Here is a 14,400-nt window from a genome sequence, read left to right as displayed (position 1 = left end):
GCGGGCGCATCGCGCGTTTCCCGGGATCCGCGCCCGCCGTGCGCGCCCTTCCGGCGGGAGACCCCCCTCCCCGCGCCGGGATCGCGCCCGGCATCCACGCACCCGGCGTCCGTCCGCCGGGCGGGGTGGTCCGCCGCACCACCCTCCCCACCCCATCGCGTCGCTCTGACGATTACACTGGCCCGGTGCCTCCTCTGAACTTCCGGTCGCTCTATCAGCACGGCTTCGCACGCGTCGCCGCCTGCACGGGCCACACCGTCATCGCGGACCCGCAGGCCAACGCCGAGGCGGTGCTGCGCCAGGCGCGCAGATGCGCCGACGAGGGTGTCGCCGTCGCCGTCTTCCCGGAGATGGGGTTGTGCGGCTACTCGATCGAGGACCTGCTGCTCCAGGACGCGCTGCTCGACCAGGTCGAGGAGGCGCTCCGGACGGTGGTGGCGGGGTCGGCCGAACTCCTGCCGGTCCTGGTCGTGGGCGCCCCGCTGCGCCACCGCAACCGGGTCTACAACTGCGCGGTGGTCGTGCACCGCGGCCGGGTCCTCGGGGTCGTACCCAAGTCGTACCCGCCGAACTACCGGGAGTTCTACGAACGCCGGCAGATCGCCGCGGGCGACGACGAGCGCGGCGGCACGATCCGGGTCGGCGGTGAGTCCGTGCCGTTCGGCGTGGACCTTCTGTTCGCCGCCGACGACGTCCCGGGCCTGGTGCTGCACACGGAGATCTGCGAGGACATGTGGGTGCCGGTGCCGCCGAGCGCCGAGGCGGCCCTCGCGGGCGCCACCGTCCTCGCCAACCTCTCCGGCAGCCCGATCACCGTCGGCCGGGCCGAGGACCGCAAGCTGATGTGCCGCTCGGCGTCCTCACGCGGTATCGCCGCGTACGTCTACGCGGCGGCCGGACTGGGCGAGTCGACCACCGACCTGTCCTGGGACGGCCAGACCATGATCTACGAGAACGGGGCGCTGCTGGCCGAGTCCGACCGCTTCCCGCTCGACGACCAGTTCGCCGTGGCGGACGTCGACCTCGACCTGCTGCGGCAGGAGCGGCTCAGGACAGGCAGCTTCGACGACAACCGCCGCACCCACGCCGCCCGCACCGCCGATTTCCGTACGCTGACGTTCCGGCTCGACCCGCCGACCGGCGACCTGGGCCTGCGGCGCCGCGTCGAGCGCTTCCCGTTCGTTCCCGCGGACCCCGACCGGCTGGCCCAGGACTGCTACGAGGCGTACAACATCCAGGTCGCGGGGCTCCAGCAGCGGCTCGCGGCGATCGGTGGCCCGAAGGTGGTCATCGGGGTGTCCGGCGGTCTCGACTCCACGCACGCGCTGATCGTCGCGGCGCGCGCGATGGACCGCGCGGGCCGGCCGCGCAGCGACATCCTGGCCTGGACCCTGCCCGGCTTCGCCACCAGCGACCACACCAAGGGCAACGCGCACGAGCTGATGCGCTCCCTCGGCGTCACCGCGGCCGAGCTGGACATCACGCCGACCGCCCGCCTGATGCTGGACGAGATGGGTCACCCCTTCGCCTCCGGCGAGCCCGTGTACGACGTCACCTTCGAGAACGTGCAGGCCGGACTGCGCACCGACTACCTGTTCCGGCTCGCCAACCAGCGCGGCGGCATCGTGCTCGGGACCGGTGACCTGTCGGAGCTGGCGCTCGGCTGGTCCACGTACGGCGTGGGCGACCAGATGAGTCACTACAACGTCAACTCGGGTGTGCCGAAGACGCTGATCCAGCATCTGATCCGCTGGGTCATCGGCAGCGGGCAGTTCGGCGAGGACACCGACCGGACGCTCGCCGCGATCCTCGACACGGAGATCAGCCCGGAGCTCGTACCGGGCGAGGAGATGCAGTCCACCGAGTCGAAGATCGGCCCGTACGCCCTGCACGACTTCACCCTCTTCCACGTGCTGCGCTACGGCTTCAGGCCGTCGAAGATCGCCTTCCTGGCCTGGCACGCGTGGCACGACCCGGACGCGGGTGCCTGGCCGCCGGGCTTCCCCGCGGCCGAGCGGGTCGCGTACGACCTGCCGGAGATCCGGCGCTGGCTGGACGTGTTCTGCCGCCGCTTCTTCGGGTTCGCGCAGTTCAAGCGCTCGGCCATGCCGAACGGACCGAAGGTCTCGGCCGGTGGTTCGCTCTCGCCGCGCGGCGACTGGCGCGCGCCGTCCGACAGTTCGGCCCGCGTCTGGCTGCGCGACCTGGCCCGTTTCGACCTCCCGGAGACGCGGGGCTGAGCGTTCAGCGGCGCAGCGCCTCCGGCCGGTCGGGTACGCGGGCGGCGACCACACGCGCGCGCCGGGCCGGCCGCGTCGTGCGGCTCAGGTCCACCGCGTAGGCCGCACCCGCCACCCCGATCCCCACGACCGCGAGCCCGGCCCCGGCGACCGCCGGCGCCGTCGCGCCGAAGCCCGCCGCCAGGGCGAGCCCGCCGATCCACGCGCCGCCCGCGTTGGCGAGGTTGAACGCGGCCTGGTTGGCGGAGGACGCGAGGGAGGGCGCGGCGGAGGCCTTCTCCATGACCATCAGCTGGAGGGGCGAGCCGGTGACGAAGGCGGCCGTGCCGAGCAGGGTGACCGCGACGGCGGCGCTCCACTGGGCGCCCATGAGGACCGGGAAGAGCGCGAGGACGACGACGAGGGACACCAGGCCGCCGAACAGTGTGCCGCGCAGGGAGTGGTCCGCGAGGCGGCCGCCGAGCAGGTTGCCCACCGTCGCGCCGACCCCGAAGAGCGCCAGCAGCAGCGTCACGCTGCCCTCGGCGTATCCGGCGGCGTCCGTGAGCATGGGCGCGATGTAGCTGTACGCGGAGAAGAGCGCCCCGAAGCCCGCGACCGTCGTCCCGAGGGCGAGCCAGACGGGCAGCGAGCGCAGGGCGGCGAGCTCGCCGCGCAGGCCGCCGGAGGGGGTGTGCGCGGGGGCCTGCGGGATCAGCAGGAACAGCGAGGCGATGGCGGCCACGCCGATCACGCTCACCCCGAGGAAGGCGGCCCGCCAGCCCAGGTGCTGCCCCACGAGGGTGGCGGCCGGGACGCCGGCGATGTTGGCGACGGTCAGTCCGAGGAACATCAGCGACACGGAGCGGGCCTTGCGCTCGGGGGCGACCAGACCGGTGGCGACGACGGCGCCGACGCCGAAGAAGGCGCCGTGCGGCAGACCGCTCAGGAAGCGGGCGGCGAGCAGCCAGTGATGGTCGGGGGCGAGGGCGGAGAGCGCGTTGCCCGCCACGAAGAGGCCCATCAGGGCGATGAGGACCGTGCGGCGGGACATGCGGGCGGTGGCCGCGGCGAGCAGCGGGGCGCCGATGACGACGCCGAGCGCGTACGCGGAGACCAGGTGTCCGGCGGTCGGGATGGATATGTGCAGGTCGTCCGCGACGTCGGGCAGCAGGCCCATCATGGCGAACTCGGTGGTGCCGATGCCGAAGGCGCCCACGGCGAGGGCGAGCAGGGCCAGAGGCATGAGAGGCCTTTCCGAGGAGCGGGGACGAGCGGGGCCCCGTGCGGACGCGGGCGGCGGGCGGAGGCACGGGTGCGCACGGACGCGCCCGCGCACAGCGATGTGCGCGGGTCACGGGTCGATCAAAACATTAAGTTCAGTCGCTGAACAAATCCTGCCCGGCGAAGTATTCCGGGAGGTGCCCCAGGGAGTTAAGAAGCCGTTGCGTCCAGCTGGACGCGGGCCGCGACCGGGAGGTGGTCGCTGCCGGTCTCGGGCAGGGTCCACGAGGTCACCGGCTCGATGTCCCTGACCATGATCTGGTCGATCCGGGCCATCGGGAACGACGCCGGCCAGCTGAACCCGAAACCGGTTCCCGCCGCGCCCTGCGTGGAGCGCATCTGCGCGGTGACGGCGTTGAGCGCCCGGTCGTTCATGGTGCCGTTGAGGTCACCGAGCAGGACGACCTGCTGCACGGGCTCGCCGGCGATCGCCTCGCCCAGCGCGTCCGCGCTCTTGTCCCGCTGCCGGGCGGTGAACCCGGCCTTCATCTTCACCCGCACCGAGGGCAGATGGGCCACGTACACCGCGGCCCGGCCGGCCGGCGCCGTCACGGTCGCCCGCATGGCACGCGTCCAGCCCAGCTTGATGTCCACCGGCCGGGCCGCACTGAGCGGGTACTTGCTCCACAGCCCGACGGTGCCCTGCACCGAGTGGTACTTGTACGTCGGCGCGAGCGCCTTCTCGTACACCGGCACGGCCGATGCCGTCAGCTCCTCCAGAGCCAGCACGTCGGCACCGGAGGCGGCCACGTCGCGGGCGGTGCCGGAAGGGTCCGGGTTGTCGGCGTTGACGTTGTGGGTGGCCACGGTCAGATCGCCGCCGGCGCCGGTCTTGTCGGTGAGCAGTCCGCCGAAGAGGTTCAGCCAGACCGCGCCCGCCAGCACCACGGCGATCAGGGCGCTGGCGGACTTCCGCACGAAGGCGAGGACCAGCAGGACCGGGATGAACACCCCGAGCCACGGCAGGAACGTCTCGGTGAGGCTGCCGAGGTTGCCGATCCGGTTCGGGATCTGCGCGTGCGTCAGCATCACCAGGGCGAGCAGGAGCGCGATCGCGGCGAGGATCAGCCCGCGCCGCCAGATGCCGCGGTCGCCGCGCCAGCCGTCGAGCAGGCGTCGAAGCCGGGGCTCTCTGCGGTCCGGCCCCTGGCCGCCGCTGCCCGTCTCCGTCATATACGCCTGCGCCATACCGTCGCCTCACAAAATGCCGTGCGCACCGTCTGCCCCTCGACTACGACCCTAGGGGATGTTCGGTGTCGTTCTCGCCGTCCGTGACGGCCGTACAGGCAAGGGGACGTCCAACTTCCCGCCCGGAGTTCCGCATACGGGCCCACGATGCGCCCTCTGTGACGAAACGCGCACATTCGACCCGTCAGAACCCGGGCGCGTCACGGCCGGGCGGGGCGCAGCCCCTCCAGCAGCGTGTCGACGATCTGTTGGGCGAGACCCTCGGAGAGTTCGGTGTCCGGGCGCATGACGGTCCGGACGAGCATCGGGCCGACGAACATGTCGTTGAGCAGCTCGATGTCGACGTCGTCGCGGAGTTCGCCGTTCTCCTGGCCGCGGCGCAGCACCTCGTAGCCCAGCTGGCGTCTCGGGGCGATGACCGTGGCGTCGTACGCGGCCCACAGTTTGGGGCTGCTCTTCATCTGCGCGTGCACGTTGTGCAGGATCGCCGACGAGCGGCTGACCAGGCCGCGCCGGCGCAGCGACTCCAGCAGGACGACGAGGTCCTCGCGCATGGAGACGCCGGGGAGTTCGGGGTCCGCGGGCTCGGCGGCGCGCAGCACGTCGACGAAGAGTTCTTCCTTGCCGCTCCAGCGGCGGTAGATCGTCGCCTTGCCGACGCCGACGGTGCGCGCGAGACGCTCGATGGAGATGTCCGCGAGCGGAACCCCTTCCTCCAGGAGCTTCATGACGCCCTCGATGATGGCGCGCTCCACGGCCTCGCTCCGAGGACGGCCCCGAGTGGGGCACCCCTGTCTGTCCCGGCTGTCCGCGAGGCTCACGTCGAACTCCGTTCCCATCGTTGACCTGGTGTCATTCTCCCCGATGCACGGCGATGGCGGGCACCCGGTGAGGGGTGCCCGCGGTCCCGGACGCCGCTGTCAGTCCTGTCCGAGGTCCGCCGTCACCAACTCGGCCTCGTCCTTGCCCTGGTGCGGGGCCGCCGGACGGCCCGGCAGGAACAGGGCGACGACGACCGCGCCGATGACCGCGACACCCGCGCCGCACAGGGCGGTGACGTGCATGGCGTGCAGGAAGGCGTCGTTCGCCGGGGTGACGAGGGCCTTGCCCTGCGGGCCGAGCTTGGCGGCGACCCCGAGGGTGGCCTCGATGGACTCGCCCGCGGTGTGCCGCAGGGGGGCCGGGACGAGGCCGAGCTTGTCCTCGATGCCGTTGCGGTAGGCCGTGGAGAGCACCGAACCGAGGACGGCGATGCCGAGGGCGCCGCCGACCTGGCGGAAGGTGTTGCTGAGCGCGGAAGCCGAGCCGGCCTTCTCGCGCGGCAGCGCCTGCATGATGACGACGCTGGTCGGGGTCATGATGTGCGCCATGCCGGTGCCCATCAGGAAGAAGATGACCTCGAGAAGCCAGATCGGGGTGTCCGCCTCCAGCGTGGCGAACGCGGCCAGCGTCGCGGCGATGATCACCAGGCCCGCCGTGCAGGTGGCGCGGTTGCCGAAGCGGTCGACGACCAGCCGGGCGCGCGGCGCGAAGATGATCTGGGCCACGGCCAGCGGCAGCATCAGCAGACCGGTCTGCAGCGGCGAGTAGCCGCGGACGCTCTGCGTGTAGAAGACCGAGAAGAAGGTCACGCCCATCAGCGCGAAGAAGACCAGCGCGATGGCCGACATCGCCGCCGAGAAGACCTTGTTCTTGAAGTACGTCACGTCGATGGACGGGTGGTCGCTGCGCTTCTCGAACATCACGAAGCCGATGAGGACCACGAGTCCCGCGCCGATGGTCGCGAGGACCAGCGGGTCGGTGAAGTCGGCGAGCTGGCCGCCCTTGATGATGCCGTAGACGAGCAGGACGAGGCCGATGACGGAGAGGACGACACCGACCGGGTCGAGACGGCCCGGGTTCGGGTCGCGCGAGTCCGGGACCAGCCAGATCATCAGGGCTATCGCGAGCAGCACGATCGGCACGTTGATGAGGAACACCGAGCCCCACCAGAAGTGGTCGAGCAGGACGCCGCCGGTGATCGGGCCGATCGCGATGGCGAGGCCGACGCCGCCGGCCCAGATGCCGATGGCCTTGGGCTGCTCGTCACGCTCGAAGACGTTCATCAGGACGGCGAGGGTGGCCGGCATGACGAAGGCGGCGCCGAGACCCATCAGCGCTCGGAACACGATGAGCTGGACCGGCGAGCCGGACTCGGCGGCCAGCGCCGATCCGAGGCCGAACACGGCGAGACCGCCGAGCAGCACCTTCTTGCGGCCGAGCCGGTCACCGAGGAGGCCCGCGGTGAACAGAAGCCCGGCGAAGACGAGGGTGTAGGCGTTGATGGCCCACTCCAGCTCACCCTGCGTGGCACCGAGGCCGATGGGCGCCGGGGTCGAGATCGTCTTGATCGCGACGTTCAGGATGGAGTTGTCGAGCACCACGATCAGCAGGCTCAGCATGAGCACGCCGAGGATCGCCCAGCGGCGCCGGTGCACCGCCTCGGGCACGCGTCGATCGGGCGGGGGAGCGGAAGTTGTCATGACGACCACCCTAGAACCAATTCGATACGGCACCGTTCCGTATTGGAAAGGCTTTACGCAGAACTTACGAAGGGACCTAGGTCTCCGGTCGCAGGCGGCCCACCGGATGAGGTGGGCGTGGCGAGAGCGACACGGAGGCCGCCGGGCCCGGTCTAGCCCCGCGTGACACGAGGTGCCACCATGGAGGTGATCCGGGGACGCCGTCAGGGTGCCTCGAGATGACAGAAGGAGCCGTTGCGATGACGCAGCTTTCGGCTGCCCCGACGCAGCCTGCGGAGGGTGCCCTCAAGGCCACCGGCAGCAAGGCGCTGTACGGGGGCAAGAGCACTCGCCGTATCACGGTGCGCGACATCACCGCCGCCAAGGAGCGCGGCGAGAAGTGGCCCATGCTCACCGCCTACGACGCGATGACCGCGTCCGTCTTCGACGAGGCCGGCATCCCGGTCATGCTCGTCGGCGACTCGGCGGGCAACTGCCACCTGGGGTACGAGACGACCGTCCCCGTCACCATGGACGAGATGACCGTGCTGTCCGCGGCGGTCGTACGGGGCACCAGTCGCGCCCTGATCGTCGGCGACCTGCCCTTCGGGTCCTACCAGGAGGGTCCGGTGCAGGCGCTGCGCTCGGCGACCCGCCTGGTCAAGGAGGCCGGGGTGGGCGCGGTGAAGCTGGAGGGCGGCGAGCGCTCGCACCGCCAGATCGAGCTGCTGGTCGAGTCCGGCATCCCGGTGATGGCGCACATCGGCCTGACCCCGCAGTCCGTGAACTCCATGGGCTACCGCGTGCAGGGCCGGGGCGAGGAGGCCGCGCACCAGCTGCTGCGGGACGCCAAGGCGGTCCAGGACGCGGGCGCCTTCGCCGTCGTCCTCGAACTGGTCCCTGCGGAGCTCGCCGCCGAGGTCACCCGCACCCTGCACATCCCGACCGTCGGCATCGGCGCGGGCCCCGAGACCGACGCCCAGGTCCTGGTGTGGACCGACATGCTCGGCCTGACCGGCGGCAAGGTGCCGAAGTTCGTCAAGCAGTACGCCGACCTGCGCCGCGTCATGGGCGACGCGGCGAAGGCGTTCGCCGAGGACGTGGTCGGCGGGACGTTCCCGCTGGAGGAGCACTCCGTCCACTAGGCCCACCGAGGCCCCCGAGCCACTGCGGCACCAAGGCAACCCGCCGATCGTCCCCCGTCGGCGGGTTGTCGCCTTTCCGCCTCCTCTCCACGCCCTGTCGGCCGACTGTCGGCGACCTATCGGTGGCGGCCCGGAGCTGTAGGCGTCCTGTCGGTCGTTTGTCGGTGGCGACTGGCACCTTGATGGACATGACGCGAATCGACAACACGCCCCGACAAGCTGCGACCGGCCGCAGCGCCGTCACCGTACGGGGGCTGGTCAAGCACTACGGCGAGACCAAGGCGCTGGACGGGGTCGACCTGGATGTGCGCGAGGGCACCGTCCTCGGTGTGCTGGGTCCCAACGGCGCCGGCAAGACCACCCTCGTCCGCTGCCTGTCCACCCTCATCACCCCGGACGCCGGACAGGCCACGGTCGCCGGTTACGACGTGCTGAAGCAGCCCCGGCAGCTGCGCCGGGTGATAGGGCTCACCGGCCAGTACGCCTCGGTCGACGAGAAGCTCCCCGGCTGGGAGAACCTCTACATGATCGGGCGGCTGCTCGACCTGCCCCGCAAGGACGCCCGCCGACGGGCCGACGAGCTCCTGGAGCGCTTCTCCCTCACCGAGGCCGCCAAGCGCCCGGCGTCGACGTACTCCGGCGGTATGCGCCGCCGGCTCGACCTCGCCGCCTCGATGATCGGCAGCCCGGCCGTGCTCTACCTGGACGAGCCGACGACCGGCCTCGACCCGCGCACCCGCAACGAGGTGTGGCTGGAGGTCAAGCGCATGGTCGCCGACGGCGTCACCGTACTGCTCACCACCCAGTACATGGAGGAGGCCGAGCAGCTCGCCTCCGAGCTGACGGTCATCGACCGCGGCAAGGTCATCGCCAACGGCCGGGTCGACGAGCTGAAGGCGCGCGTCGGCGGCCGGACGCTGCGGATCCGCCCGGTCGACCCGCTGCAACTGCGCCCGCTGGCCGCCATGTTCGACGACCTGGGGCTCACCGGCCTCGCCACGACGACCGTGGACACCGAGACCGGCAGCGTGCTGGTCCCGATCCTCAGCGACGAGCAACTCACCGCCGTGGTCGGCGCGGTCACCGCGCGCGGCATCACGATCGCCTCCATCTCCACCGAACTGCCCACTCTGGACGAGGTGTTCCTGTCCCTCACCGGCCACAAGGCCAGTGCCCCGCAGGACGAGACCCCCGCCCGCGCCTACGAGGAGGTCTCCGCATGAGCGCCGCCGTTGTCGAAGCCCCCCTCACGGTCGAGTCCGACCCCCGCATCTCGCCCCGCGCGCACGCCCGCCACACCGGCGCGCTGATCCGCCGCAACCTGCTGTGGATCCGCCAGGACCCGGAGTCGATGTTCGACGCGATCCTGTTCCCGGTCATCTTCACGCTGCTGTTCGTCTACGTCTTCGGCGGCTCCATCGGGCAGTCGCTCGGCGGCGGACAGGAGGCGTACGTCCAGTACGTCGTGCCCGGCCTGATGGCCATGATGGGCATGAACATGGCCCAGGGAGTGGGCACCGGCTTCAACACCGACTTCAACTCCGGTGTCATGGACCGGTTCCGGTCCCTGCCGATCGGGCGCGGCTCGGTGCTGTTCGCCAAGATCGCTGTGGAGGTGATGCGGATGCTGATCGCGACCGCGATCCTCATGATCGTCGGCGTCCTGGTCGGCTTCCACATCACCAACTGGCCCGGTCTGTTCGCCTCCGTGGGCCTGTCGGCGGTCTTCGGCTCAGCCCTGATGTGGGTGTTCCTCACCCTCGGCGTGATCATGAAGAGTGCGCAGTCCGTGCAGGCAATGGGCTTCCTGGTGCTGATGCCGCTCCAGTTCGGCTCGTCGATCTTCGCGCCTACCAAGTCGATGCCGGGCTGGCTGCAGAACTTCACCGAGTACAACCCGCTGTCCTCCCTCGCGGACGCGGCACGCGGGCTGATGGTGGGCGGTCCGGTCGCGCACGGCCTGTGGGTGACGCTCGGCTGGTCGCTGGCCCTCACCCTGGTGATGGCGCCCGTCGCCATCCACAAGTTCCGCACCAAGAGCTGACGTCCCACGCACGGACCCGGCCCCGTCACCGGGGCCGGGGCGCGCCGGTTCGCGTCCGCGCCTCAGATGAGGGCGGTGGCCTCCTCCACGGAGAGGCCGCCGCCCTCCGCGTACGCGGCCTCGTACGCCGCGTCGTCGAGCATCGCCCGCACGCCCGCCTCGGCCCGCCGGCGTACCTCGTCCTCCATGGGACCGGCGAAATGGCCCGGCGGCAGCAGACGGTCGGCGGCGCCCAGCAGCCGGGCCGCGTCGCGGGCGCGAGAACCGCCGTCCAGATCGCTGAGGGCGATGGCGGCCGTGGTCAGATGGGCGGAGGGCATGTGCGGCGCGATCATCCGCGACAGCGCGTCGGTGGACCGCGCCATCGCCAGGCGCGCCTTGTCCAGGGCCCTCTCGCTGTGCCCGTCGATCGCGTCCAGCCACGCTTCCACGCCGAGCATGAACCCGTCGAAGACGACGAAGGAGCCGGCCGTGAAGTCCTGGCGGAGCAGCCGTATCTGCTCGCGCGCCTCCGGCACGCGGCCGCTGCGTCCGAGCCAGGTCGCGAGGTAGAGCCGGGCCGCGGGCATGGCCTCGTTGTGGGCGCCGTGCCCGTCCGCCAGCACGTCGCGCATCATCCGCTCGCCCCGCTCGGCGTCCCCCAACTCGATGTACATACTGCCGAGCCGGACGTTGAGCACCGCCGTCTGGGCCCGCGCGCCCAGCCGTTCGGCGTGCTTCTCGGCCGCCGCGTAGTCCGCCGCGGCGGCCGCGTAGTCGCCCTTGCGCTCATGGGCCTCACCGCGCGCGGAGAGCGACTCGGCGGCACCCCACGCGTCGCCGATCCGGTCGAACAGCTCCAGGGCCTCGTCGGCGTCCACCGTGGCCTCACCCGCCAGGTCGGCCCGGTTGGCGAGGACGTTGGCGCGCATCTGGAGGGCGGCGGCCAGTTCCCAGTCGTAGCCGAGTTCGCGGCAGGTGCTGACCGTCTTGTTGATCACCTCGGTGAACCGGTCCATGGTGCTGGTGAGCAGCACGGCGTAGAACCAGAGGTTGCCGGGGTTGCGGCAGGTCTGCGGCATACCGGGCTCGTAGGTCGCGCCGATGGTGCGGAGTTTCTCCTGCGCGTCCGGGGTCTGCCAGGCCTCCATGTCCATGTCCATATAGGCGAGATGGACGAGATGGACACCGCGCCGGGCCTCTTCGAGGACTTCCGCGCGCATCGGCGGCGGGGCGTCCGTGCAGCGCACGTACAGCGGGGCGGCCGGACGCACGGGCGGCAGGAAGGGATCGGGACCGAGGGCCATCGCCTCACGGGCCCAGGCGCGGGCGTCGACGCGCTGGTCGCGGATCTGCCAGTACCAGGACAGCGAGAGGACCATGCACAGCGCCTCCTGCTCGTCGCGATCGGCCACCGCGTGCCGCAGGGCGGTGCGCAGGTTCTCGTACTCGCGCTCGATGAGGTCGATCGCCGCACGCTGGCCGGGGCCGCGCAGGACGGGGTCGGCGGTACGCGCGAGTTCGCGGTAGTACGTGAGGTGGGCGCGCTCGGTGGCGTGGCGGGCGCCGGACTCGTCGAGGCGTTCCCCCGCGTACTCGGCCACGGTCTCCAGGAGCCGGTAGCGCATCTGCGTCTCCCCTTCGCCCGAAGGGGCCGCGACGACAAGGGACTTGTCGACGAGCGAGCCGAGGACGTCCAGCGCCGCAGGGCCGCAGACGGCCTCGGCGGCGGCGAGGTCGCAGCCGCCCGCGAAGACGGACAGCCGCCGCAGGACGTCCCGTTCGGCCTCGTCGAGCAGGTCCCAGGACCAGTCGACGACGGCGCGCAGGGTCTGCTGCCGGGGCAGCACGGTGCGGCTGCCCGAGGTCAGCAGCCGGAACCGGTCGTCGAGCCGGTCGGCGATCTGCCGCGGGGTGAGCATCCGCAGCCGGGCGGCGGCGAGTTCGATGGCGAGCGGAAGGCCGTCGAGGCGCCGGCAGATCTCCGCCGCCGCCCCGGGGTCGTCCTCGACACGGAAGCCGGGCCGGGCGGCGGCTCCCCGGTCGGCGAGGAGCCGCAGTGCGACGGGCTCCGGCAGCGGATCCACGGGCCGCAGCAACTCCCCCGGTACGCCGAGGGGTTCACGGCTGGTGGCGAGCACCGTCAGTCCCGGGCAGCGTTCCAGCAGCGCCTCGGCGAGGCGCGCGGCGGCGTCGACGACATGCTCGCAGTTGTCGAGGACGATCAGCATCCGGCGCTTGGCGCAGTGTTCGGCGAGCCGGGTGAGCGGGTCGTCGTGCCGCTCGGCCACGGCCCGCATCTCCTCGGCACCCGCTCCGCGCAGCACGGTCTCGCGGGCGCCGACCGCGGTCAGCACGGCCTCGGGCACGGCCTTCGGGTCGTCCACCGGTGCCAGTTCGGCCAGCCACACCCCGTCCCGCAGGGTGGGGGCCAGAGCCTCCGCCACCTCCTGGGACAACCGTGTCTTGCCCGCCCCGCCGGGCCCGAGCAAGGTCACGAGCCGGGCCCCCGCGAGATCGCCCCGGATGGCATCGATGTCGGACTCCCGACCCACGAAGGACGTGAGCCGGGCCCGGAGGTTGCCGGGGGGCGGTGACGCGGGGCTGATACGGGAAGTGAACGCCGGTCCCGGGGCATGGGCGGCTTCGCCAGCGGTGGGGCCGGGGGCGTCCGGCGCAGGATGCCCGGCGTCCGGGGCCAGGTGCCCGGCCCCTGCGCCTGCGGTGCCTGAGGCGCCGGTGCCGACACCTGCGCCGACACCTGCACCGGTGCCGGTTCCGGTCCCCTCGGCCGAGACCGCGGTGTGTGCGGCTGCGGCGAGCGCGCCTTCGACGGAGGCGGGGGCAGCGGAGGCGGCGGGTGTTCCGGCGCCGGAACGCGCCCCGGTCCGGCCACGAGCGCCGGACCCGTCCCGGGGGCCGGACCGATCCCGGGGGCCGGCCAGAAGCTCCGCGTGCAGGGAACGCAGTTCCGGACCCGGGTCCGAGCCCAGGCGGTCGGCGAGGAGGGCGCGTACGGACTCATAGGCGGCGAGGGCCTCGGCGGGCCGGCCCGCGTCGCGGAGAGCGCGCAGCCGCAGGACGTGCAGCGGCTCGTCGAGCGGGTGCAGATCGCAGAGGGCGGTGAGCTCGGGCAGGGCCTGTTCGGCGTGACCGAGGGCGAGGGCCGCGCCGAGACGGGCACGGCGGACGTCGAGACGCCGGGTCTCCCAGCGGGCCGACTCGGCGGTGCGGTCCGGGAGGTCGGCCAGGGCCGGGCCGTGCCACAGGGCGAGGGCGTCCTCCAGGACGGCGGCCGCTTTGGCGGGGTCTCCGTCGGCGAGGGCGCGGATGCCCTCGCCCGCGAGCCGCTCGAACCGGTGCAGGTCGACGTCGTCGGAGGACGCCGCCAGCCGGTAGCCGCCGTCCACCGACTCCACCGCGTCCGCCCCGAGCGCCCTGCGCAGCCGCCCGACCAGCGCCTGCAGCGCGCCGGGCGCGTCCGCGGGCGGGTCGCCGTCCCACACCTCGTCGACCAGGACGGCGGCCGAAACGGTCCGTCCGGGCCGCAGCGCGAGGACGGTCAGCAGGGCACGCAGCCGCGCCCCGCCGACCGGGACGGACGTGCCGTCGGGGCGGAGTGCCCGGGTGGTACCGAGGATGCGATAGCGCACGGGGTCCATTGTCTCCGGTGGCATCAGGTGAGGGGGTCGGGTACGTGGAGTTCGAGGTCGGCGAGGACACCGGCCCGGCCGTCGCCGAACCGCTCGGGAGCCGCTGTCCGCGGCCGCCGGCGACCGCGACGCGGGCACCGGTGCCCAGGTGAGTGAGCCGGGCGCGGTCTCCGGGAAGTCCTGGTGCACCAGGTGGATCGTACGGACCGTGCCGGTCGTCCCGGGCCACTGGGCACTGTGCCGCTCACCGGGCACCGTGCCGCTCGCCGGTGGGCGGACCGGTCCTCCCGACCCCTCGGCCGGGGTCGGGTCCCGCTCCGTCCCCGGGTCCGTCGTGCGGTGCCCGCGACCAGACACGTCTTCTCCCCATCCCCCCACCCTCCCCGG

The 14,400-nt window shown here is 72.3% G+C and carries 9 protein-coding genes; 4 read left to right on the top strand and 5 right to left on the bottom strand.

Annotated features, from left to right (window positions below; translation table 11 throughout):
- Positions 1-185: 185 nt before the first annotated feature.
- Positions 186-2,240 (top strand): NAD(+) synthase, encoded by a 2,055-nt coding sequence (locus OOK38_RS21685; RefSeq protein WP_266758067.1) that lies wholly within the window; start codon positions 186-188, stop codon positions 2,238-2,240.
- A gap of 4 nt (positions 2,241-2,244) precedes the next feature.
- Here OOK38_RS21685 and OOK38_RS21680 read toward each other — a convergent pair whose 3' ends face one another.
- The 4 genes from OOK38_RS21680 to OOK38_RS21665 form a co-directional block, all read right to left on the bottom strand.
- Positions 2,245-3,465: an MFS transporter gene (locus OOK38_RS21680; RefSeq protein ID WP_266758069.1), complete on the bottom strand. Its 1,221-nt coding sequence runs from the start codon at positions 3,463-3,465 to the stop codon at positions 2,245-2,247.
- 188 nt (positions 3,466-3,653) lie between these two features.
- A complete protein-coding gene (locus tag OOK38_RS21675; RefSeq protein ID WP_266848689.1) occupies positions 3,654-4,691 on the bottom strand; it encodes an endonuclease/exonuclease/phosphatase family protein in 1,038 nt (345 codons plus the stop codon).
- Between the two features lie 200 nt (positions 4,692-4,891).
- Entirely contained in the window at positions 4,892-5,512 is a 621-nt protein-coding gene (locus OOK38_RS21670; protein ID WP_266758073.1) for a TetR/AcrR family transcriptional regulator, read from the bottom strand.
- A 99-nt stretch (positions 5,513-5,611) separates the two neighbouring features.
- Complete coding sequence (locus OOK38_RS21665) at positions 5,612-7,213, bottom strand: MFS transporter (protein ID WP_266758075.1); 1,602 nt, start codon at positions 7,211-7,213, stop codon at positions 5,612-5,614.
- Positions 7,214-7,452: 239 nt separating this feature from the next.
- Between OOK38_RS21665 and panB the strand changes: the two genes are divergently transcribed.
- The 3 genes from panB (at position 7,453) to OOK38_RS21650 (ending at position 10,381) form a co-directional block, all read left to right on the top strand.
- Complete coding sequence (panB, locus tag OOK38_RS21660) at positions 7,453-8,337, top strand: 3-methyl-2-oxobutanoate hydroxymethyltransferase (protein ID WP_266758077.1); 885 nt, start codon at positions 7,453-7,455, stop codon at positions 8,335-8,337.
- Between the two features lie 188 nt (positions 8,338-8,525).
- A complete protein-coding gene (locus tag OOK38_RS21655; protein ID WP_266758079.1) occupies positions 8,526-9,560 on the top strand; it encodes an ATP-binding cassette domain-containing protein in 1,035 nt (344 codons plus the stop codon).
- Entirely contained in the window at positions 9,557-10,381 is an 825-nt protein-coding gene (locus tag OOK38_RS21650) for an ABC transporter permease (protein WP_266758081.1), read from the top strand. Before OOK38_RS21655 ends, OOK38_RS21650 begins: the two co-directional genes overlap by 4 nt.
- A 62-nt stretch (positions 10,382-10,443) precedes the next feature.
- On the opposite strand, the gene OOK38_RS21645 is transcribed toward OOK38_RS21650, so the two are convergent.
- A complete protein-coding gene (locus OOK38_RS21645) occupies positions 10,444-14,022 on the bottom strand; it encodes a BTAD domain-containing putative transcriptional regulator (protein ID WP_266765649.1) in 3,579 nt (1,192 codons plus the stop codon).
- Positions 14,023-14,400: the final 378 nt, after the last annotated feature.

Origin of the sequence: Streptomyces sp. NBC_00568 (genome assembly GCF_026341855.1) — a bacterium.
Lineage (GTDB): Bacteria > Actinomycetota > Actinomycetes > Streptomycetales > Streptomycetaceae > Streptomyces.
Note: the sequence above shows the minus strand (reverse complement) of the source record. Positions and strands in the feature narration are given on the sequence as shown.

What these genes read in the sequence shown, in the direction of transcription:
- OOK38_RS21650 (WP_266758081.1), top strand. Translation starts at nt 9,557, where the DNA reads ATGAGCGCCGCCGTTGTCGAAGCCCCCCTCACGGTCGAGTCCGACCCC.
- OOK38_RS21680 (WP_266758069.1), bottom strand. Translation starts at nt 3,465, where the DNA reads ATGCCTCTGGCCCTGCTCGCCCTCGCCGTGGGCGCCTTCGGCATCGGC.
- panB (WP_266758077.1), top strand. Translation starts at nt 7,453, where the DNA reads ATGACGCAGCTTTCGGCTGCCCCGACGCAGCCTGCGGAGGGTGCCCTC.
- OOK38_RS21645 (WP_266765649.1), bottom strand. Translation starts at nt 14,022, where the DNA reads ATGGACCCCGTGCGCTATCGCATCCTCGGTACCACCCGGGCACTCCGC.
- OOK38_RS21655 (WP_266758079.1), top strand. Translation starts at nt 8,526, where the DNA reads ATGACGCGAATCGACAACACGCCCCGACAAGCTGCGACCGGCCGCAGC.
- OOK38_RS21665 (WP_266758075.1), bottom strand. Translation starts at nt 7,213, where the DNA reads ATGACAACTTCCGCTCCCCCGCCCGATCGACGCGTGCCCGAGGCGGTG.
- OOK38_RS21675 (WP_266848689.1), bottom strand. Translation starts at nt 4,691, where the DNA reads ATGGCGCAGGCGTATATGACGGAGACGGGCAGCGGCGGCCAGGGGCCG.